A 21,221-nucleotide genomic window follows, 5' to 3' on the forward strand; every position below is an offset into this window, starting at 1 on the left:
AGTGAGGAATCTGAAGCATCTCCCTGCGAAGACAAGGATCGCTGTCTGCAAACCTGTTGCCGACTTTAGATTTCTCGTTGCGCTCGAAATGACAGGCATAAATTGCACTTGTGAAATCGTCTTAATCCACGCCATTGTTATCTTGAATTTGCGTTATGTGATACAATCCCCGCAGTGTTTTATTGACCGCAACCGAAGGCTCGTCGCATCGTGCAACGAGCATACACAGACTGGAGGCATAGACTGTGAATTCCAATGGTCATTTCTCCGGTAACGGTCCCCTCAAGGGCATCCGCGTGCTGGATATGACGGTATGGCAGTTCGGACCCGTGAGCACCGCGATGATGGGCGACATGGGCGCCGATGTCATCAAGATTGAGGCGCTAGACGGAGACGCAGGGCGCGGCTTGTGGCGAGCGTCCACCATGAATATGGACTTGGGCGAAGGGCGCAATGCGTACTTCGAGGCATGCAACCGCAACAAGCGTGGCATCGCCGTCAATCTGAAGACCGAAGAAGGCCGGCAGATAATCTACAAGCTGGTAAAGGAAGCCGACGTGTTCGTGCAGAACTACCGTCAGGGCGTCGCGGAACGACTCGGCGTCGGCTACGACACGCTGCACGAGATTAACCCCATGCTGGTGTACGGCTCCGCCAACGGCTATGGGCCAGAGGGCCCGGATTCGCACCTACCGTCATTCGACGGTTGCGGACAAGCGCGCGCCGGTCTGATGATGTCGGCGACGGAGCCGGACGCCGAGTATCCTACGCGTATTTCGCAGGGCGTGTCTGACCAGATGGGCGGCATAATGCTATGTCTGGGCGTGCTGTCCGCGCTCGTGTGCCGCAATCAACAGGGCATCGGGCAGAAGGTCGAAGCGTCCCACCTAAGCGCGAACATGTGGCTGCAAGGGCTTGGCATCAGCATGAGCCTGTTGAACAACGGTCAGACCTTCGGCTCGTACGAGCGCGACGCGCCCACGAATCCGCTGTCGAACGTGTACAAGTGCAAGGACGGGCGCTGCATTCAGATGATGCATCTGCAACCCGACCCTTACTGGCGACCAATCTGCCGCGCGATGGGTATGGACGACATCATCGACGACCCGCGCTTTGCCGATATGCGCGCGCGCGCCGATAACACGGTGGAGCTTGTCAGGATAATGGACGAAAAGTTCGCCACGAAGACCGCCGACGAATGGGACAACATCTTCCGCGAGTTCGAGGTTGACTTCATCTACGCGAAGGTGCAGTCCATCACAGACCTTGAAGACGACGTGCAGGTGGTGAAAAACAACTATATCACCGACTTCGATCACCCGGTTCTCGGCGATGTAAAGATGTGCAATCATCCAAACATCTACAGCGAAACGCCTGCCGGAATATGGCAGGAAGCTCCGGAACTAGGGCAGCACACAGAGCAGATCCTAATCGACGAACTCGGCTACGACTGGGACGACATCAAGGAGTTGCAGGACGCGGGCGCAATACTGTGAAGAACAGAATAGGCACTTCCAACAGACTGATTAGAGCAAGAGGATGTTAACGCCATTTGTCCGATTCAGAAGTCAGCCTGTCATCCAGAGATCGGCGTTTGCTACGAACCATATTGGCCGGCCGATCGGACGCGAATATCAGGTTCGCAGAATTTCGTCGGCTATTGCTCAATATGGGCTTCTATGAAACCATACGAGGAAGCCACCATATTTTCCGCAGAACTGGGTTGAGAGCGTCTGTAATAATACAGCCGAGGAACTCAATGGCGAAGGCATACCAAATCAGGCAGTTCCGACAAATGGCGATCAGATATGGACTGACTCCGCATGACTCATAGATACGAAATAGTGATGTATTGGAGTGAAGAAGACGGCGTTATCGTCGCAGAAGTGCCTGAACTTCCTGGGTGCGTCGCCGACGGACCCACATACGAAGACGCACTGGAGATGATCCAAGAGGTCATGGACATCTGGATTGAGACACAGAGGGAGATGGGGCACCCCATACCCATACCCAAGGGAAGGCCGATGTTTGCATGATTGATTAAATTGCAGCGAGAAAAAGGATTCATTTTGAGGAGCCGAGTTACTGCGTTAGTCAGATGGTCTTTGGTTCCGGTGGTATTCTTTGTGATTCCAGTCGTGCTAACAACAGTGATGAGTTTCATCTGGCAGTTTGGCTGGTTTATAATTCCCAATTGTGATCCAGTTATCTTGTCGGTATGGCATCTTCTCCCTTGGTGCCCTCAAGAGTTTTTTCACTGGTTATCTGATATTGTAAGATCTGCTGTATGGGGAATAACTGGAGTTTGGGCAACTGTCCTAATGGCACCATCCCACAAGAAAATGGCTTCCGTCATTTCCGGATCAGCAACAGTTCTTATATACATAGGGTTCAACATCATATCTGCTCCTGCTGGCTTCGGAACAACCGATTGGATTAACCATGTAACCACTGGTGTATTTGGTTTGCTAACTATGTGGTTTTTCATTGTTTCTCAGAAAAGTGATCACCCACAGGAGGACATATAAAGGATTCCCGCCTCTGGCCATACAAAAAAAAGATCAACACACTTCATCTAGATTCCAAAGAATAGACCCCATATCAGTGAAACCCATCAATAGAAACAGGAGGAATAATGGCAGAGATAGACGGCGGGCGGTTGTTCGCCAAAGCACTAAAGAGAGAGGGCGTAGAGTATGTGTTCACGCTAAACGGCGGGCACATCTACAACCTCTACGAGGGCTGCGTGGACGAAGGCATAAAGGTCATCGACTTCCGGCATGAGCAGGTAGCCGCGCACGCCGCCGAAGGCTGGGCGAAGGTTACCGGCAAGCCGGGCGTCGCCATCGTCACGGCGGGACCGGGCGTTACGGACGCAGTTACCGGCATCGCCAACGCATTCCAAGCGCCAAGCCCGATGATCCTCATCGGCGGCAACGCGGGTATCACAGACCACCTGCGCGGCGGCTTGCAGGACTTCGACAGCGCGACATTCCTGAAGCCCGTTACCAAGTTCTCAGAGCAGGTCAAGCGCGTCGAGCGCATACCGGAGTATGTATCGATTGCGTTCCGTCACGCCACATCCGGCGTTCCGGGACCCGCGTACCTTGAAATACCCATCGATGTGGTCGGAGGCACGACAGACGAAGAGAATGTCAAGTACCCCGGCAGCTACCGCACGGAGTCGAAGGCGTACGGCGATCCTGAGTACATCAAGCAAGTTGTGGACATCCTGCACAACACCGAACGCCCGATGGTGCTCGCCGGCTCCGATGTCTGGTGGAACGATGCGTCGGAGGAACTGCGAGAGTTCATCGAAATGATTGACTCTCCCGTGTTCCTGAACGCGATGGGACGCGGCAGCATCCCGTCCGACCACCCGAACCTCGGCAGCCTCGGCAGGCGCTATGGCATGGTGAAATCCGACACGGTCATTCTGATTGGAACTCCTATCGACTTCAGACTCAGTTATGGTGCGGACAGCTTGTTCCCACAGAATCCTAAGCTCGTCGAAATTATGATGGACGGCAGCAAGATTGGCCAGAACCGAGACATCGATGTCGGTGTGGTCGGCGACTCCAAGGCAGTGCTTCGCCAGATAATGGACGAGTTGAAGGCGACCGGTTACAAGTCCCCCGGCAAGGGCTGGGTCGAAGAGGTCATCACCGAAGACCAGTCGCTCAAGGCGGCGGACGAGGCCATGCTCAACAGCGACCAATCGCCCATCCATCCGATGCGCCTGATGAAGGAACTTCGCGATGTGCTGGACGAGGACGCCACGGTGATCGGTGATGGCGGCGACATCGTTACATTCGCCGCGCGCGTGCTGAACATCAACGAGCCGGGCCACTGGCTGGACCCGGGGCAGTTTGGCTGCTTGGGCGCGGGCAGCGGTTTTGCGGCGGCGGCGCAGCTCGCGCGACCGGGCAAGCAGGTCTGCATCGTGTACGGTGACGGAGGCTTCGGACTGACCGGCTTCGACGTCGAAAGCTATGTGCGCTTCAATCTGCCAATCGTATCCATCGTCGGCAACAACGGCGCGTGGAACCAGACAACTCAGGGCGTCGTGCGGCGCGGCATGCGTGGCATAGGCACCTATCTGTCGCAGGAAACCGACTACGCCAAGATTATGGACGGCATGGGCGGCTACGGCGAGCGCGTAACCGATCCGGAAGAGATTCGCCCCGCACTCGAGCGTGCGTTCAACTCCGGCAAGCCGGCGCTCCTAGACGTCGTTACCGACCCCGATGTGGCATACGCCGCAATGGGCGGTCGATCGCGGCAGCAGCGGCAGTACTAGGAACATATCCGTCTGACATCAAGTAAATCAGTCAGGCTAGAAGTTGGGCGGTCCTGACACATCGGGACCGCCCTTCGCATATCCAAGGGCAATCGCAATTGATTATCCAAACCAGCAGCGCAATCCGGTGTCAATCATGAAAGACAGTCACGGCAAGCAAGGCGGCCCGCTATCCGGCATGCGCGTTATCGACTGGACGATGTGGCAATTCGGGCCCGTCTCCACGATGATGCTAGCCGACCTCGGCGCGGATGTCATAAAAGTCGAGTCATTAGACGGCGATCATGGCAGGCAGTTCGCGAGTGTCGCGGGCGTGGTCAACGGGTTGGAAGGCAGCAGTGCCTACTACGAGAGCCTAAACCGCAACAAACGCGGAATTGCGCTGAACCTCAAGCATCCGAAAGGGCTTGAGGTGATGATGAAGCTCGTGGACCAGTCGGACATTTTCGTGGAGAACTTCCGGCAAGGCGTAGCCGAACGGCTCGGCTTGGGATACGAAGATCTGACTAAGCGCAACCCCAACATAATCTACGCATCCGCAACCGGCTATGGACCAAAGGGCGACGACTCCGGCAAGCCCGCATTCGCGCTCACCGGCGAGGCGCGCGCCGGTTCGCTGTGGTGGGCAGGGCCGGGCGATGGCATTCCATACAACATCAACGGCATGGCAGACCAGATTGCGGGCATAATGCTATCGTACGCCGTGCTTGGCGCAGTTGTCGCGCGTGAACGATTCGGCATATCGCAGCGCGTCGATGTGTCGCATCTTGGTAGCCTGATGTGGCTTGGTGGCATGCGTGACGGCATCGCGCTGTTAATGGGCAGGGCATTCGAGCGCCAACCTAGAACGCGCGCCGGCAACATCCTGTGGAACTATTACCGATGCAAGGACGACAAGTGGATCGCCTTCTCGATGAGCCAAGGCGAACGGTACTGGCCCACATTCTGCAAGGCGCTTGAACGCCCAGACCTCGTAACGCACGAACGCTTTTGCACGATGCCGCTGCGCAATGAACACCGCGAAGAGCTTATCGGTATCCTCGACGACATTTTCGCCAGGTACACGCGCGACGAATGGGAAAAGCGGCTCAACGACGCCGGCGACCTGATATGGGAGCGCGTGCAGTCCATCATGGACTTGCCTGACGACCCACAGGTCATCGAGAACGACTATCTCATCGACTTCGAGCACGCTACACTAGGCGCGACCAAGTGGCATCAGACGCCTATCGCATTCAGTGAAACGCCCGTAGCGACGAAGCGGCTTGCGCCGGCGCACGGTGAGCACACCGAGTCAGTGCTACTCGACCTGCTAGATTACGGTTGGGACGACATCGCAGAATTGCAGGCGCAAGGCGTTATCCTCTAATTGTCCCTTCTCCCCTGTCGGGAGCGGGCCAGGATAGGGATAAACTGAACGGGGTTACATTCAAACCCGCTCTACGCTGCCCACTTGCGAATTATCGCGGATTGCGTAAAATAGCCGTAGCAATTGACAACGCATATCGCAGCAGCAAGGAGCAGGCAATGACGCAGCAACAGACTCGCGATCCGGAAGAAGCATTTGTGGGCAAAGACCTCGGAAAGAACGAATTCACCGCAAGCGAAGAAGTGCTGCATCACTACTTCGAAGGGCTTGAGGTTGATTCATCCTTCTACAACGAGAATTCGCCGTATGGCAAGCCCGTCGTGCCGTCGATGATCCTCACCAATGTTGATGGCGGCTTTAGCGGTGCGGGCTTCAAGGATAACTTCGGCAACCTGTGGATTCGGCAGGAATGGGAACTGCACAAGCCGATGCACCCCACCGAGACATACGGCCGCACTTCGACCGTCGCAGACATATACGACTGGCGCGATCGCACGGTCGTCAAGCAGGTCGTTGACCTGTGGTCCGACGACGGCGAACTGATGGCGCGCGGCACGCACCACCAGAGCTACCTGCTTGGCAAGAGCCATCTCGGCAAAGTCCAGCTGCGCGACCCGAAGAAGAAGGAAGGCATCCGCAAGTTCCAAGTACCGGACGGCGAACTCATCGATCCGGTCGAAAGCGACATCACGCTGGAAATGTGCGGCTTGTTCTTCCACGGCAACAAGAACTACCACACCGACAAGCAGGCGGCTGAAGAGCTCGGCTTCGAGGAAGTCGTAGTCGGCGGCAGGATGACAATGTCCTATATCGGCGACATGATGGACAGGCGCTTCGGCAAGGGCTGGTACGAAGGCGGCACGCTGGACATCAAGTTCACAAACATCGTCTGGCCCGACGACCGCGTGGTTGCTCGCGGCGTCATCACCGACCGCGTGCAGGAAGACGGCGGCGCGCGCGCCAACGTCGCGGTCTGGATGGAAAAGCCGGACGGCACCGTCTGCATCGTCGGCACGGCGAGCGCGTTGGAATAAGCACCGCGCCGTTCTAATTTGCAGATCTATTGGGGGCAGCTTTCGGGCTGTCCTCTTCGCATCATCAATGAAATAATTTGCGTCAATGACTAGCAGCAATGCACACGATATTCACATGCCAACGCTCTACATTGTCTCAACGCCCATCGGCAACTTGGAAGACATCACTCTGCGCGCCCTGCGCATCTTGCGCGAAGTCAGTCTTATTGCGGCTGAGGACACGCGAGTAACTCGCAAGCTGCTGAGCCACTACGACATTCACACGCGACTGACTAGCTTCAACGAACACAACCAATCATCGCGAATTCCGGAATTGCTGTCCACATTGCACGAAGACGACATCGCGCTAGTATCGGACGCTGGTACGCCCGGCGTCAACGATCCCGGACAGACGCTGGTAAATGCGGCGATAGATGCAGGCGTCCCGGTTGTCGCCGTGCCGGGCGCGTCCGCCGTGACTGCCGCCGTCGCCGTGTCAGGGCTAGTGGAAGAACCCTTCGTGTATCTCGGATTTCTGCCGCGCAAAAAGAGCGAGCGTGTTGCACTGCTCCAATCGCTGCTGGCAGAGACGCGCCCCGCAATCGCATTCGAGTCGCCCAGACGCCTTCGCCGCTCGCTGCAAGACTTAGACGACATGCTAGGCGACAGACGCATAGCAATCTGCCGCGAGATGACAAAGCTCCACGAAGAAGTGTTTCGCGGTACTGCTTCAGATGCGTTGGCACACTACACGCAGCCGCGCGGCGAGTTCACGCTGGTAATCGCCGGCGCCACGAATGTGCCGCAAGACGACTGCGCGGCAGAGCGGACGGCGACATGCCTGATCGCCGAACTGCGCGTACAGGGCACCGGCGCAAAGCACGCGGTGGCGCACGTCTCGACCGTTTCCGGCCTGTCGCGCAGGCGTGTCTATCAGTTGTGGCTGGAACAGCGCGGCGACTGAGCGTGTAGAGTCTTGCATAATTCCGTCTATCCCGATACAACCCATCCCAACCATCCTCCATCAAGGGAAAGGGACAGAATGGCAAGTAAGGCATTGGGAATTGTGCCAAGAGAGCTAGAGCACTGCGTTTAAGTGCCGCGCCGCGCTGCCTTGTGTTATCATAGCAGGCGAATACTCTGGTCATTCTGAGCGTGAATCACGATGCCTGAACGAATACTCGCCGCCGTTGCCTGGCCGTATGCTAACGGCTCCATCCACATTGGGCATGTCGCGGGAACTTACCTGCCCGCCGACATCTTCGCCCGCTACCATCGCCTCAAGGGAAATGAGGTGCTGATGGTGTCTGGCAGCGATGCGCACGGCACGCCGGTTACGCTTACCGCCGAGCAGGAAGGTGTCAGCCCCGAGGACATATACAGCAAGTATCAGGCAGAGTTCCTGGAAAGCTGGCAGCGTCTTGGCATCAGCTTCGACTTGTTCACTACCACGCACACGAACAATCACGAAGAAGTGGCGCAAGGCATTTTCACCCGCCTGCTCGAACGCGATTTAATCTACAAGGACACGATGGTCCAGCCGTACTGCGAAGTCGAGTGCCGTTTCCTCGCGGACAGGTATGTCGAAGGCACCTGCCCGTTCTGCGGCTACAACGGCGCGCGCGGCGACCAGTGCGACAACTGCGGCCGCACGCTTGACCCGAAAGACCTGCTCAACATGAGCTGCCGCATCTGCGGCAGTACGCCGATATTCCGTGAAACCGAGCACTTCTTCCTGAGGCTAAGCGCGTTCGAAGACCAGCTGCTGGATTGGGTGCGTGCGCAGGAGCACTGGCGTCCCAACGTGCGCAACTTCACCATAGGCTATCTGGAAGGCGGGCTGCACGACCGAGCCATCACCCGCGACATCGATTGGGGTGTGCCCCTGCCTCTCGACGGCTACGACGGCAAGCGCATCTACGTCTGGTTTGAGGCGGTCGTTGGCTACTTGTCAGCATCGATTGAATGGGCTAAGGACAGCGACAACCCTGACGCATGGAAGTCGTTCTGGGAGGACGGCAGCCGTGCATACTACTTCATGGGCAAGGACAACATCCCGTTCCACACGGTCATCTGGCCCGCGATGCTGCTGGGCTACGGCGGATTGAACCTACCCTACGACGTGCCTGCCAACGAGTATCTGAATCTCGAAGGCTTCAAGCTATCCACCAGCCGCAATTGGGCGGTTTGGCTGCCAGACTATCTCGACCGCTACGACCCGGACCCGCTGCGCTATGTCATCGCCGCGAATATGCCGGAGACATCGGACTCCGACTTCTCGTGGCGCGAGTATGTGCGGCGCAACAACGACGAGCTGGTTGCGACATACGGCAATCTGGTACATCGCGTGCTGTCCATGCTGAACCGCAATTTCGACGGCGTGCTGCCCGAGGCCGGCGAACTCGACGAAGTGAGCCGCGCTCTGCTCGATGAGGCGCACCGGCGATTCGACGAAGTAGAGTCGTATATCGAAGGCGTGCGGCTGCGGCAGGCGCTGCAATCTTCGATGGCGCTCGCTCAAGCTGCCAACCGCTACCTTGACCAAAAGGAGCCGTGGCGTGCCGTGCGCCGCGACAAGGATGACGCCGCGCAGACGCTCTGGACGGCGCTCACGGCAATCAACTGCCTGAAGACGACGATGTACCCCTTCCTGCCGTTCAGCTCGCAGAAACTGCACGAGATGCTCGGTCTCGAAGGCAATGTCGAAGACGGCGGCTGGGCGTGGAACGACGCGGAGATGAAGCCCGGCTTGAAGATTCAGCGCCCTACACCGCTATTCCAAAAGCTGGACGAAGAAGTCATCGCGGCGGAAGAGCAGCGGATCGGCGACTAGATAATCACTGGCATTATTGCCAGGCTATTGCGAAGGAACGGATCGAGTGCAGTCGGCATCGTTTTACCAACCCGTCATGAATCGCTTGGAAGGCGTGAATGCGTCCCTGATGGGCATGGCGGCGGAGAAGCACCCGTTTCTCGCGCAGTTGCTAGAGCATTCGCTGTCGTCACCGGGCAAGTACATCCGGCCCGCGATAACGCTGCTGGCGTCGAGCTTCTGCCCGCACGACGAGCGCACCACCGAGAAGATGGCAATCGGCGTGGAACTGCTGCACATCGCATCGCTAATCCACGACGACACGGTGGACGGCGCATCGCTGCGACGCGGCAAGATGACTATCAGCAGTCTATGGGGACCGAAGGCAGCCGTGCTCGCCGGCGACTACATCTTCGCCGCGTCCGCCACATTTGTCTGCGACACTGGCAACATCCGCGTAATCAAGCGCTTCGCCGAGACGATTATGGAGCTTTCTAGCGGCGAGTTGCAGGAAATGTCAGAGACATACAACCCGGCCCAATCGATGGACGGTTACCTCGGACGTATCTACAACAAGACTGCTTCGCTGTTCACTACGGCAGCAGAATCCGGAGCAGTGTTAAGCGGTGCGCCGGAAGAGCGCTGCGTGGCATTCCGCCATTACGGCCACAATCTCGGTATGGCGTTCCAAGTCGTCGATGACATCCTAGATTTTGACGGCACGGAGGAAGAGTTCGGAAAGCCCATCGGCAGCGACCTCGCCAATGGCATCGTCACCCTGCCCACGCTCATCGCCATGAAACAGAAGCACTGCGCACAAATCGTGGAACGCGCGCTTAAAAGCCCTGATGACGAAGACCTAATGGGCGAGGCAATCCGCACCATACAAGATGACGGCGTACTGGAAGAGTCGTACAAATTCGCCAGCCGCTACTGCGAAAAAGCGCTCGCCAACCTCAGATGTCTCCCATCCAGCCCATCCCGCGACTCACTGGAAGAACTTGTCAGCCACGTGAAAGTGCGGCGCAGCTAGCCAATAATATAGCGCAATTGCCGCTCATTCAGTCCCTGTCCACCTCTGTTGGAAGACTAGGATGGGACAAAACCGCATACACTCACGCTTGCCAGACCAATTCCCCACCGATAATCGTCATAGTTGCCCGCACATCCAACAGCCGCTCAGAAGCAATCCTAGTCGGATCAGCATCCAGCAGCACTAGATCAGCGCGCTTACCCGGCGCTATCGTGCCTACCTCATCCTCGCGGTATATCGCGTATGCTGCCTTGTTGGTATGCATCTCAAGCGCCTGAGCTACGGTAACACTTTCGCCAACGTTCAATTCAGCGCCGGAGTCTGTTTCGCGCGTGATTGCCGCGTGCATAGACATCAGCGGGCTTGGCACACTCACCGGGGCATCGGATGATGCCGCGAGCACGATGCCGCTCTCGGCAAGCATCCGAAAACGATAGAGCCATCGTGCATCTTCACCGAATTCGCTGAGGTAGCGCGCGCCGCTGTCCCGCACGAAACTTGGCTGGGACACGACGACCGGCTTAGCGCGAAGCAATGCGTCCATCGCCTCAGGCGGACATTCAGACGCATGCTCAATCCGGTCTCGCAGCCCGGGGATGCGTGATGCCATGAGCGCAGTTGACGCGGCAAGCACGGCTTCCTTTTCAATGGCATGTATCGCCACGGGAGAGCAGTGTCGGTGCGCCAAATCGATGCGATGGCGCAATTCGTCGGGACTCGGGTGCAACCGGCCGCTAGTGCTGCTGGTGAGTATGATTTTGGCGTGCCCTATTGTAGCAACACTGTCGCCGTAGCCGAAATGCAGACCCTCGTCAGCAAATTCATCAAGATTTGCGGCGCCGGGCATTACGGTCAGGGATGGCGTGATCAAGCCGTCGCATTTCAGGCGGCGCAGCAGCTTCCACCTGTCCGGCGAGTTTGACACTGTCGCATCTGCGATCGAAGTGATGCCCTGCGATAGGAATTGCCGATTTGCTTGCGCCATGCCATCGCGCAGTTCGCCCTCGCTCATCGGTGGAATCCGGACGTCAAGCCATTCATCCATATCTAGGAGTAAGCCATTTGGCTCGGCGGATATTAAGTCGCGCGCCATCGTGCCGCCGGGTGGCTCTTCGGTGGCAATATCAATGCCCACGCGCTCAAGCGCGATGCTGTTCAGCACGCAGGCATGCCCGGAGCGATGATTCAGGCGAACGGGGTTAAACGGTGCGGCGCGATCCAATTCCCAGCGTGTCGGATGGCGTTTCTCGCGCAAGTCAAACTCGCTGTAACCTGTGCCGCGAATCCACTCACCACGCGGTGTGCTGTCCGCGCGCCGCCGTATCTGACTAAGAATGTCGTCGATTTCGGAAGTGGAAGCAGACGAGCAATCCACCGCGAGCAGGCTTGCGGCATACGCCAGCAGGTGGCAGTGCGCGTCGATAAAGCCGGGAATTAGCGTCTGACCGCCGCAATCTATAATATTCGCAGATACGCGAACTGACGACGGCAGTCTATCACTGTCACCAACCCAAGCAATTCGACCGCCGGAGACGACAACTGCATTGGCGCGAGGATGCGCAGCGTCAAGCGCAATGACATTTGCGTTAAGCAGAACTAAGTCCGCCCAGTTCGCTGTGTCGCGATTCGCTTGCATGTCGCTCTAGCCGCGCAGTTTCTGATGCGAAAGCGTATTCGCTACTGGATTACGGACATCGGCGTGGACTCGATGCGGCGGACGACAATCTTGTCGCGGACCATCATGTCCGGGATGGCGGGCGCGATCTCGTTCTTCCAGGTGTCGCTGTCGTACACGGCTTCGTAAAGGCGCTCGCGCTCTTCCTCGCTGGCGAATCGGCGCACCCAGATGTAGAGGTCGTCCTCTTCCTCGCCGACGAAACTGCCAACGATCACCATGCCTTTGCCGGTCTGGAACGGGATGATCGTCTCTTCCATAAAGCGCACCCAGTTCTCGCGCTGGCCCGGCTTCGTCCTGTACTCTCTAAGCTCAAAGAACATTCTTGTCTCCTCTGCAATGTCTGGTATGCGAGTAATGTATTCGCGCCGCCTGTCTGTGTCAAGTACGCGGTAGGTTGCCGGCGCCGATGCAATATAACGGGCTATGTGGCGAAGCTGAACACATACAAGCTGGCGATGATATACAGCGCGATGAGCGCCATCGATTCGTAGGTTACGAACTTGAACGGGCGCGACCTGTTTCGCACCATCAAGCCGAGTATGACCACGCTCGTCATGATGATGGCGAATATCGCCGTCGCTTCATGAATGGATGATATGGAGGACCACAGCGGCTTGCCCACAAGCGCCAAGTCGTCAATTGTCAGAATGAAGCCCATGTTAAACAGATTGCTGCCTAGCACATTCGAAATCGCCAACTCGGGCGCGTTGATGCGCAGCGCGGCAATGGACGCGGCAAGCTCCGGCAACGATGTGCTGAATGCGAGGAACTGCGTGCCAACAAAGCTCGCCTCCCAGTGCATTGCGTGCGCAATGCCCTCACCGGTACGCGCCAGCCATATCGCCGAACCGATTATCACCACCGCCGCAATCAGATATGTCAGGCCGGCACGCAGCAGACTCTCGGATGCATAGTCTTCTTCTTCTATTTCCGACGCTTCGGAATGCCCGTCAGACAGCGCAACACGATATATCATATACATCGAAAACAGGAAGAACGCCAGCAGTATTATCGTGATCGGGCTAATGAACCATCCCGCGAGCGCGCCCATCGGGATGCTTTCGTGAAACAGCACGGCGATGATGGTGATGGATATGGTCACGATGCCCAACGCGCCCACAGTAACCGAAGTCGTGCTCACGCTGTTTAGGATGGGCGTGCCCTTGCCGCGCCAGAACAGGTCAAGTATGCCGATGATGAACAGATTGAACAGGTTGCTGCCATAGGCGTCTCCCACAGCGAGATCAGGCGCGTCCACCAGCGTGATGGCGCTGACGCCGGTTCCCAATTCAGGCAGCGAAGTCGCGGTAGCGAGCAGCACCACACCTATGAATGACCGGCCAAGCCCTGTCCGCAGCGCGATGACATCAGCTGATTTCGCAAGGAAATTGGACGCGAATAGAATCAGGCCTGCGGTGATTAGTAGCTGCACCCACAGCGCAGGGGTTGATTGGGCGAATTCAAGCAATTGCTTTCCTTTTCATATCGTATGATTTGCTTTGCGCAAAGAAACGACCCCGTAAAAACATCGGGGTCGTTTTCGATTCGTTTATCTGCGGTCTAGATTCAACTCTTAGATATGTTGCACGCCAGAAGGTCGGCGCGATCGCCCCACCTGTCCAAGAAACGACCGTAGTTCTTCCGGCTCAGCTCGTCGCGCTCTGCCTCGGCGAGCTCCGACCAGACGCGGTGTTCGTGCTGGCTGATGGGAAGTTCCTGGTCAGCGACTATTCTATACCCCTGCGCCTTGAATTGGAAACTAAAATCCAAGTCCAAGTTGCGATAGAAGCGGAATGTCTGGCGCGGCAGCCCGACATCTTGCAGTCGCTGCCGCCTGAACGCGAAGCAGTACGCCTGCATTGCGTCCATATCACCGCTCTCACCTTCGCCGTCGTGGAAGTGATGCAAGTCGTCCGTGCGCAGCCCGAACGGTCCGATTACACCGACGGTATCATCTTCAAGCGCCTGCTCTATCGGCCCGAAAATATCTCCCGTAACTTCAACGCTGGTATCCAGCATGACCACCGTTCTGCCAACGCACTGCTTGAGCAAAATCCGCTTCGCCGAACCTTCACCCAGCGGATGATCGACATGGATGACGCGCAGTCGGTCGTTGTCGGTCGCCTCTTCTTCCAGCCATTCGTCCGTGCCATCGTTGGAGCCGTTGTCCACGACGACGACTTCGGCGTCACGGTCGCCCAGCCATTTGAAGGCGCTGCGAACCAACCGCTGCACATCGCCCAGGTAGTTGCATGCGACAATGCCTATTGAAATGTCAGCGCCGTCAGGGTGGTCAAGCAGCGACGATACTTCTGCCTCTGATGAGAATGTATGCCAGCGTTCCTGCCGCATCTCCCATTCCGTCTTCGGGCGCACGAGAGTCGCAACGCCACTGTCCTGCACGACGAATCCGGAATCCGCGAGACTCGCGCGAATGGAGTCGGCGCGAGCGTAGTCCTGCCTGACACGATGCTGTGAGCGATGCGAAATCTCGCTTGATACGCTGCCGGGCACCGAGTATTCGTCGAAAACACTGTTGAGGCTCAGCCCGAGCACCCTGTCGAAGTATGCCAGGATTTCTAGCTTTTCCGCCGGGCTGACATCCGAGTGCGCCAATTCCCAAGTCAGCGCGAGTGCGCCCGGCATGTTGAGATTGTCATCGACAAGCGCCTTGAAGCGTTCCTGCCATTGCGAGACTACATCGGCATCTGTCGCGCTGCCGTTCGCAAGCATACTCCACCGCCAGACCATGTTTCGCAGCCGCAGCAACGCGCGCTGAGACGCCTTCAGTGATGTGAATGTGAAGTTCAATCGCCTGTCGTACTGCGCCGTCAGGCAAAGGTATCGGAACGCCAGAGGGTCGATGCCTTGAGCCTCGATGTCCGACAGGATGAACGAATTGCCCATGGACTTCGCCATTTTCACGCCGTCCGCGAGCAGGTGCTGCCCGTGCGTCCAAATGTTTACCACCTGTTCGCCGGTGTAGCCTTCGCTCTGCGCAATCTCGCCTTCGTGGTGCGGGAAGATGTTGTCCACGCCGCCGGTGTGAATGTCGATTCGTGGACCCAAGTACTTGATGGACATAGCCGAACATTCGATATGCCAGCCTGGGAAGCCTTCACCCCACTTGCTGGGCCATTTCAAGTCCCTGCCCGGCTCAGCAGCCTTCCACAGCGTAAAGTCGCGTGGGTCGCGCTTCAGAGGGTCTGCTTCAACGCGCACGGCTTCCAGCAGTTCCGCCTCCGCGATGTTGCCGGACAGCTTGCCGTAATCGGCGAACTTTGCCACTTCGTAGTACACATTGCCATGCACTGCATACGCGAGCCCGCGTTCCACAAGGCGCTCGGTGATTTCGAGCATCTCCGCCACGTGATCAGTCGCTTTCGGGAACTCTTTCGCGGGAATGATATTTAGTTTCTGCTCGTCGTTGAGGAAACGGTCGGTGTAGAACTGCGCAATCTGCGCGGGCGTCTTGCCCTCGGCTCTCGCCGCCGCTATCACCTTGTCACCGCCCTGTTCGAGCACTTCTTGGCGCATATGCCCCACATCGGTGATGTTCTTGATGTGCAGCACATTCAGGTCGTTCAGTTCAAGCGCCCTGCGAATCCAGTCCGCCATCAGATACGACCTAAGATTGCCAATGTGCGCGTCACGGTAAACCGTCGGCCCACATGTGTACATCTTGACCACGCCCGGTTCAATCGGGCGGACTTCCTCGATTCGCTTGGACAGAGTGTTGTTTAGCCTTAACACTTCCCTGCTCCCCGTCTTCTTGCAATTTGCTGTGCAATGGTGCAATGGATTGTACATCGGACATTGCCGATTGTCTAACTGCTTTCCAGTCCTGCCGCGTAAACGTTCAAATGATGTGTAGCAATTATGGGGAAGTCCGACTTCACTAGGATACGCTGTCAGACAGTCCCTTCCCCGTAACTGGGAAAGGCCAGGATGATGACGAATGATACACGGATGCGCAATCCCCCAACATCCCTACCCGTCTATCGTCAGCGCACGCAGCAAATTCGTGCTGCCTTGCACGCCCATCGGCAGGCCGGCGACGAGAACCACCGTATCGCCGACGCCTACACCGGGAATCCTGCGCGCCTGATCCTGCCCGACACGGAAGAAATCCTCGCCGGATGACAGCGGCGTGCAGATTGTCGGAATAGTGCCCCAGTAGAGCGTCAGTCGATTGCGCACTTCCTCGTATGGCGTCAGGGCAAGTATTGGCGACTTCGGTCGATACTTGGATACCCTGCCCGCCGTGCTGCCGCTTTCCGTGAACGCCAGAATCAGCGCAGTGTCAAGCTGATGCGCGAGTCGCACTGCCGTGAAGCTTATCGCGTCGTCCGTGCGCTGCTGCTCGGTTTCCTGAGACTTTGACTGGAGGATGTCATCGTAGCGCAGCGCCTGCTCTGTTTCCAACGCCGTCTGCGCCATGGAATGCACGGCATCGACCGGATACCAGCCGGTCGCAGTCTCCCCGGAGAGCATCACGGCGTCCGTGCCGTCGTAGATGGCGTTGGCGACATCGCTCACTTCGGCGCGCGTCGGCATCTGCGAGCGTACCATTGACTCCATCATCTGCGTCGCGGTGATGACGGGCTTACCGGCGGCATTGCACCGCGCTATCAGATTTTTCTGAATGACCGGGATACGGTACAGCGGCACATGCACACCCATATCGCCGCGCGCAACCATGATGGAATCGCTCGCATCGAGTATTTCGTCGAAGTTCGCCAGCGCCTCGGTCGTCTCCACCTTGGAAATGATGAGTGGGTTAGCGCCGTTCTCGCTCAGTATGTCGCGCGCCTTCTGCACATCTTCCGCGCTGTTGACCATCGATACCGCCACGAAGTCGGACTTGACACGCGCGGCGAACAGCAAGTCTTGCTGCGCGTCTTCATCCGGGAACGGCTGAGTCGGCGCTTTGCCCGGAGTGGTTACGCCACGCCCCGGCGTCAGTCGCCCGCCGACCACAACCTTGCAATGCACTTCCGTGCCTTCAATGCGCGATACTGACAATCGCACCAACCCATCGTCAACAAGAATCATGCCATTTAGAATCGCGTCGCGGTGAATACCGGGCGGTGAAACGGATACTACAGTTCGGTCGCCCACGATGTCGCGGCTAGTCAGTGTAAAGTCGTCGCCTTCTTGCAGTGCGAACTCGCCCGGTGAGGTAGGACCGGTACGATACTTGCGTCCGCGCACATCGACCATTATCCCCACGGGCGTGTCAAAGCGACGCGACACGCGCCGGACACGCTCGATGACCGTGGCGTGGTCGTCCTTGCCGCCGTGCGACATGTTCAGGCGCGCGATGTTCATGCCCACCCTGACTAGGCTCTCTATCGTCGCCTCCGACAGGATGGTGTTGGAGAATCCCTCTTCACCCGGCTTCGGCTCTAATGCCAGCGTGCAGACGATCTTCGTTTTTCGCAATTTTCTGCCCATATCGGTTGAGAGCATAGCGTAATCCTCAATAGTATTTGCGTGATTTGTGGAAATTGGCGTCCACATGCGCAGAATACCAATTTCCTACCAGAATGTTAAACACGAATAGGCATTTGCACAAGTCAAACAAGAAATCCTGAAATCTGAACCTTACAAGCCTATAAGGACTAACGCACGTGGACATATATTAGATTTAGAAAACGAGACGCGATTATGCCAGAGATATGGCATGTCGGCTTGGCAGGTGAAATTGTCGCTTCACGAACTATTCGACCTTCAGGAAATCGACCTCGCTAGGGCGGAAAAGCAAGAGACGCTCGACAAAGTTCGCGCTGAACTCGCCGACGATGCTCGTCTGCGGCAGGCACAGCAGCGCTTGGCGCAGCTCGAATCAGAGTACACAACCCAAAGTGCGCTAAGACGAGACGCCGAGCTAGTGGTCGAGCAGATCGAAACTCGCGAAGAAGGCGTACAGAATCGTTTGTACGGCGGTATGGTAACCAACCCGCGCGAACTCGAGGCGCTGCAGGAAGAGCAGGCGATTTTGCGCACGCAGAAGGCAGAGGCAGAGGATGTGCTGCTCGAACGCATGGTAACGACGGAAGAGCTTCAGGACGCGCTGTCAAGGTTTCGCGAAGGCGTCGCAGCGCTCGAAGCACGCCGGACGCAGCGCCTGCCAATGCTGCAAGAGCAAGAGCTGACACTGAGCGCCGAAATCGAAGAACTTGAAAGCAGACGCGCCGCGATGTTACCGCAATTCCCGCCGCGGATACTGTCCACATACGAAACGCTGCGGGCAAACCGAGGCGGGCAAGCCGTGAGCATGGTCGAATCCGCCAGAGGACGTGAGATCTGCGGCGGATGCAGAGTCGCGCTGCCACGCTCCGATGTGCAGCGTCTCCGCAGCGGCGAGGCGCTAGTCCAGTGCAACAACTGCCGCCGCATACTCGTTCCCGCCTTGCCCTGACAATAGACCCACATTCGCCACTGACGCGATGAAATGAAGATGAGAACGCAATGCGCGCAATTGGATATTACAGAACGACAAACGGCGAGGAAGAAGACCACGCAGAACGGCTGCGAAAGCGCTTCAAAGACTACTGCGAGCGCTATCTGCACCAGCAAGCCGCTATTTTCTCCGACGAGATTGGCAGCAACGAAACCGTCAAATTCGCTGAGGGTGGCGATGGTCTGAATGCCGATTTGCCTGACACCGGCGAGGGCGTTCATGTCAATGGCAGCATCCACGCCAATGGCAACAGCCACGCGCCCGTCAATGCACACGATAATGCATACACGAATGGCAACAGACCGCATGCCAAACCATTCCCCGAATTCTCACGCATGCTGGACTATATAATTTCGTCCGGCAACACCTATTTAGTCGTCGTGCCGGACACGATGCACCTAGGCGCGGATGTAGAGGAAGTGGTGCGCAGCATCATCGAAATCGAAGCAACCGGCTGCAAAGTCATCTGTGAAGACGAAGACCTGCCCGACCCGCTGCAGAATGCGCTCGCATCGCTCAGCAGCGCCGGCGTGTCCAAGACGCGCAGCGAACGAATTAAGGACTCCATGCGCAACCGGGCGCTTCACGGCAAGGTGCTGGGCAAGCCGCCATTCGGCTATCGCAACAGCGGCGACGGCACGCTCGAAGTCGTCGAGGAAGAAGCGGTGACCGTCCGACGCATATTCGACAAGTACATCGACGAAGGCTTGGGCTTGCGGCTCATCGCGCAGCACCTCAACGAGCGAGGCATCAAGACTCGGCGCGGCGGCAACTGGAACATGGTCACCATCCGCGACATCCTGAAAAACCCGACATACACCGGCACATACTACCGATTCGGTCTGCGCCTGCCTCGCTCTCACGAAGCGATAATTTCATCTAAGACATACCGCCAAGCACAAGATCAGACGAAGGCGAAGCGTCCATCAACTCGGACAGTCAATACAGAGCCGTTCTTGCTATCCGGCCTAGCCGAATGCGGATACTGCGGGAACAAGATGATGGGCGTTACACGCAGGCAGTCGTGGAAGCGCCGCGACGGAAGAAGCTCGCGCGGCATATACCGCTACTATCAATGCCAAGGCCGCAACAATCAGAGCATATGCGGATATCACACTTGGCGCGTGGGCGTGCTAGAATCCACCGTGCTCGAACAGGTGCGAGGCATTCTCGACGACGCGCACGCCGTGGATACGCAGTCCGCCGACCTTAACCGCGCACGCCTGCAAACAATGCTGGACAAACGAGTGAAGAACGCGGAAAGGCGCTTCCTGGTAGGGCTGAAAGGCGCGGCGCGTGGCGAGTTCGGGTTGGGCGCGGTGCACACCTACCTCAAGCAGCTCGATAACGCGCGCACGAACGCCGCATCTTGGAACCGCGACTGGGATGACAGAGAGACTATCGACAAGTGGGACACGCTCACCTTCGAAGTCCAGCAGGCGTTCTTATACATGCATATCTCGAAGATAGTCGTGCGCGACGATTCCGCAGAAGTCATTACATAGCGCAGGATGCTACTGCTCTCACTGATTCACATCCAAACGCTGCTGCCGTAAGTGCTACAATGGTATGCGCCAAGGAGGCTGGGCGACCGCTGTTTCGTCAATAGGCGAAAGAGAGGAAAGTCCGAGCTCCACCGGGCAGGATGCCCGCTAACGGCGGGGCGGGGCAACCCGACGGACAGTGCCACAGAAACATACCGCCCAGGTGAATCACTTGGGTAAGGGTGAAAAGGTGCGGTAAGAGCGCACCGCCGCGCTGGTAACATCGCGGGCTAGGCAAACCCCATTCGGAGCAAGGCCTAATAGGGGGATACGGACGCCCGGTCCCTCCCCGGGATGGCCGCAAGACCGCGACGGCAACGGCGCGGCTAGATGGATGGTCGCCGCCTGCGCAAAGAGCGCAGGACACAGAACTCGGCTTACAGGCTTCCTTGGCATCGCTCAACCGGTTCCTTCCCCGTAAATGAGGAAGGCTAGGATGGGGAGTGAAAGCCCTCGCCCGCATCCATCTCCAACATGAACGCATTCCAATGCATGTCGAATTCGTTTGACCGGATAGCGCCAAGCCGCTAAAATTATAGTCACGGCGCAGGAGCGTAGCTCAGCTTGGTAGAGCATCGGTCTCCAAAACCGAGTGTCGCGGGTTCGAATCCTGCCGCTCCTGCCAACGCCGCCATTCCCTTCGTTCTCCCATCGCCCTACTCCCCAGCCTACGCTTGCGCCTAACCTCTGAAGACGATTTCACAAATTCCTAATTTTGTCATGCCGAACGCAGTGAGGAATCTCAAATCGTTGTAAGTAAGCCTGTTTCCGACTTTAGGTTTCTCGCTTCGCTCGAAATGACAGGTATAAATTGCATCTGTGAAATCATCTTAATTTCTGACGCACGTCTTCAACAGATACACGACAAGACTTAATGCATTCACAGAAAAAAGGAATGAGGGAGAATGGCTGCCCGGCGAGGATTCGAACCTCGGTCAAAGGAGCCAAAGTCCTTTGTGCTACCACTACACCACCGGGCATTGAGTAACTCTGCGCCGCCAAACAT

General features: G+C 57.3%; 17 protein-coding genes, 2 tRNA genes and 1 other RNA gene. 13 read left to right on the forward strand and 7 right to left on the reverse strand.

What is annotated here, in order from left to right; genetic code table 11:
• Window positions 1-245 precede the first annotated feature (245 nt).
• From F4X57_05005 to F4X57_05015, 3 genes are all read left to right on the forward strand, one after another.
• Entirely contained in the window at window positions 246-1,496 is a 1,251-nt protein-coding gene (locus F4X57_05005; GenBank protein ID MYC06517.1) for a CoA transferase, read from the forward strand.
• Between the two features lie 77 nt (window positions 1,497-1,573).
• Complete coding sequence (locus tag F4X57_05010; protein MYC06518.1) at window positions 1,574-1,834, forward strand: type II toxin-antitoxin system HicA family toxin; 261 nt, start codon at window positions 1,574-1,576, stop codon at window positions 1,832-1,834.
• Window positions 1,824-2,036: a type II toxin-antitoxin system HicB family antitoxin gene (locus F4X57_05015; protein MYC06519.1), complete on the forward strand. Its 213-nt coding sequence runs from the start codon at window positions 1,824-1,826 to the stop codon at window positions 2,034-2,036. Before F4X57_05010 ends, F4X57_05015 begins: the two co-directional genes overlap by 11 nt.
• Before the next feature lie 218 nt (window positions 2,037-2,254).
• Here the strand turns inward: F4X57_05015 and F4X57_05020 are convergent, their stop codons facing one another.
• Window positions 2,255-2,488 carry a hypothetical protein gene (locus F4X57_05020; protein ID MYC06520.1) on the reverse strand — a complete coding sequence of 78 codons (234 nt, stop codon included), beginning with the start codon at window positions 2,486-2,488 and terminating at the stop codon, window positions 2,255-2,257.
• A gap of 147 nt (window positions 2,489-2,635) precedes the next feature.
• On the opposite strand from F4X57_05020, the gene F4X57_05025 reads away from it, so the two are divergent.
• From F4X57_05025 to F4X57_05050, 6 genes are all read left to right on the forward strand, one after another.
• On the forward strand, window positions 2,636-4,300 hold the full coding sequence (locus tag F4X57_05025) for an acetolactate synthase (GenBank protein MYC06521.1): 1,665 nt from the start codon (window positions 2,636-2,638) through the stop codon (window positions 4,298-4,300).
• Window positions 4,301-4,436: 136 nt separating this feature from the next.
• Window positions 4,437-5,669 carry a CoA transferase gene (locus F4X57_05030; protein ID MYC06522.1) on the forward strand — a complete coding sequence of 411 codons (1,233 nt, stop codon included), beginning with the start codon at window positions 4,437-4,439 and terminating at the stop codon, window positions 5,667-5,669.
• A 158-nt stretch (window positions 5,670-5,827) separates the two neighbouring features.
• Window positions 5,828-6,703, forward strand: a complete 876-nt coding sequence (locus F4X57_05035) for a MaoC family dehydratase (protein MYC06523.1) — start codon at window positions 5,828-5,830, stop codon at window positions 6,701-6,703.
• Window positions 6,704-6,818: 115 nt separating this feature from the next.
• Window positions 6,819-7,646, forward strand: coding sequence for a 16S rRNA (cytidine(1402)-2'-O)-methyltransferase (rsmI, locus tag F4X57_05040; GenBank protein ID MYC06524.1), 828 nt, complete (start codon window positions 6,819-6,821; stop codon window positions 7,644-7,646).
• Window positions 7,647-7,847: 201 nt separating this feature from the next.
• A complete protein-coding gene (locus F4X57_05045; GenBank protein MYC06525.1) occupies window positions 7,848-9,515 on the forward strand; it encodes a methionine--tRNA ligase in 1,668 nt (555 codons plus the stop codon).
• A gap of 46 nt (window positions 9,516-9,561) precedes the next feature.
• Entirely contained in the window at window positions 9,562-10,527 is a 966-nt protein-coding gene (locus F4X57_05050) for a polyprenyl synthetase family protein (GenBank protein MYC06526.1), read from the forward strand.
• 82 nt (window positions 10,528-10,609) lie between these two features.
• Here F4X57_05050 and F4X57_05055 read toward each other — a convergent pair whose 3' ends face one another.
• From F4X57_05055 to pyk, 5 genes are all read right to left on the reverse strand, one after another.
• On the reverse strand, window positions 10,610-12,163 hold the full coding sequence (locus tag F4X57_05055; protein MYC06527.1) for an amidohydrolase: 1,554 nt from the start codon (window positions 12,161-12,163) through the stop codon (window positions 10,610-10,612).
• Window positions 12,164-12,204: 41 nt separating this feature from the next.
• Window positions 12,205-12,525: an NIPSNAP family containing protein gene (locus F4X57_05060; protein MYC06528.1), complete on the reverse strand. Its 321-nt coding sequence runs from the start codon at window positions 12,523-12,525 to the stop codon at window positions 12,205-12,207.
• A 101-nt stretch (window positions 12,526-12,626) separates the two neighbouring features.
• Entirely contained in the window at window positions 12,627-13,673 is a 1,047-nt protein-coding gene (locus F4X57_05065; GenBank protein MYC06529.1) for a sodium:calcium antiporter, read from the reverse strand.
• Between the two features lie 98 nt (window positions 13,674-13,771).
• Window positions 13,772-16,015 (reverse strand): cysteine--tRNA ligase, encoded by a 2,244-nt coding sequence (locus tag F4X57_05070; protein ID MYC06530.1) that lies wholly within the window; start codon window positions 16,013-16,015, stop codon window positions 13,772-13,774.
• Window positions 16,016-16,195: 180 nt separating this feature from the next.
• Window positions 16,196-17,728: a pyruvate kinase gene (gene pyk / locus F4X57_05075; protein ID MYC06531.1), complete on the reverse strand. Its 1,533-nt coding sequence runs from the start codon at window positions 17,726-17,728 to the stop codon at window positions 16,196-16,198.
• Window positions 17,729-17,891: 163 nt separating this feature from the next.
• Between pyk and F4X57_05080 the strand changes: the two genes are divergently transcribed.
• The 4 genes from F4X57_05080 (at window position 17,892) to F4X57_05095 (ending at window position 20,840) form a co-directional block, all read left to right on the forward strand.
• Entirely contained in the window at window positions 17,892-18,629 is a 738-nt protein-coding gene (locus tag F4X57_05080) for a hypothetical protein (protein MYC06532.1), read from the forward strand.
• Window positions 18,630-18,679: 50 nt separating this feature from the next.
• Window positions 18,680-20,176, forward strand: a complete 1,497-nt coding sequence (locus F4X57_05085) for a recombinase family protein (GenBank protein ID MYC06533.1) — start codon at window positions 18,680-18,682, stop codon at window positions 20,174-20,176.
• Between the two features lie 70 nt (window positions 20,177-20,246).
• Window positions 20,247-20,611: RNase P RNA component class A (gene rnpB / locus F4X57_05090), an RNA gene on the forward strand.
• A 152-nt stretch (window positions 20,612-20,763) separates the two neighbouring features.
• Window positions 20,764-20,840, forward strand: a tRNA-Trp gene (locus tag F4X57_05095).
• A 281-nt stretch (window positions 20,841-21,121) separates the two neighbouring features.
• Here the strand turns inward: F4X57_05095 and F4X57_05100 are convergent.
• Window positions 21,122-21,195, reverse strand: a tRNA-Gln gene (locus F4X57_05100).
• Between the last annotated feature and the right edge of the window lie 26 nt (window positions 21,196-21,221).

It is taken from the genome of Chloroflexota bacterium, assembly GCA_009840355.1.
GTDB lineage: Bacteria > Chloroflexota > Dehalococcoidia > Lucifugimonadales > JADFKI01 > Bin90.

Excerpts from the sequence above, each read along its gene's own strand:
- F4X57_05030 (MYC06522.1), top strand. The coding sequence starts at position 4,437 with ATGAAAGACAGTCACGGCAAGCAAGGCGGCCCGCTATCCGGCATGCGC.
- pyk (MYC06531.1), bottom strand. The coding sequence starts at position 17,728 with ATGTGGACGCCAATTTCCACAAATCACGCAAATACTATTGAGGATTAC.
- F4X57_05045 (MYC06525.1), top strand. The coding sequence starts at position 7,848 with ATGCCTGAACGAATACTCGCCGCCGTTGCCTGGCCGTATGCTAACGGC.
- F4X57_05015 (MYC06519.1), top strand. The coding sequence starts at position 1,824 with ATGACTCATAGATACGAAATAGTGATGTATTGGAGTGAAGAAGACGGC.
- F4X57_05070 (MYC06530.1), bottom strand. The coding sequence starts at position 16,015 with ATGTACAATCCATTGCACCATTGCACAGCAAATTGCAAGAAGACGGGG.
- F4X57_05020 (MYC06520.1), bottom strand. The coding sequence starts at position 2,488 with ATGAAAAACCACATAGTTAGCAAACCAAATACACCAGTGGTTACATGG.
- F4X57_05085 (MYC06533.1), top strand. The coding sequence starts at position 18,680 with ATGCGCGCAATTGGATATTACAGAACGACAAACGGCGAGGAAGAAGAC.
- F4X57_05080 (MYC06532.1), top strand. The coding sequence starts at position 17,892 with ATGTCGGCTTGGCAGGTGAAATTGTCGCTTCACGAACTATTCGACCTT.
- F4X57_05060 (MYC06528.1), bottom strand. The coding sequence starts at position 12,525 with ATGTTCTTTGAGCTTAGAGAGTACAGGACGAAGCCGGGCCAGCGCGAG.
- F4X57_05035 (MYC06523.1), top strand. The coding sequence starts at position 5,828 with ATGACGCAGCAACAGACTCGCGATCCGGAAGAAGCATTTGTGGGCAAA.
- F4X57_05025 (MYC06521.1), top strand. The coding sequence starts at position 2,636 with ATGGCAGAGATAGACGGCGGGCGGTTGTTCGCCAAAGCACTAAAGAGA.
- F4X57_05055 (MYC06527.1), bottom strand. The coding sequence starts at position 12,163 with ATGCAAGCGAATCGCGACACAGCGAACTGGGCGGACTTAGTTCTGCTT.
- rsmI (MYC06524.1), top strand. The coding sequence starts at position 6,819 with ATGCCAACGCTCTACATTGTCTCAACGCCCATCGGCAACTTGGAAGAC.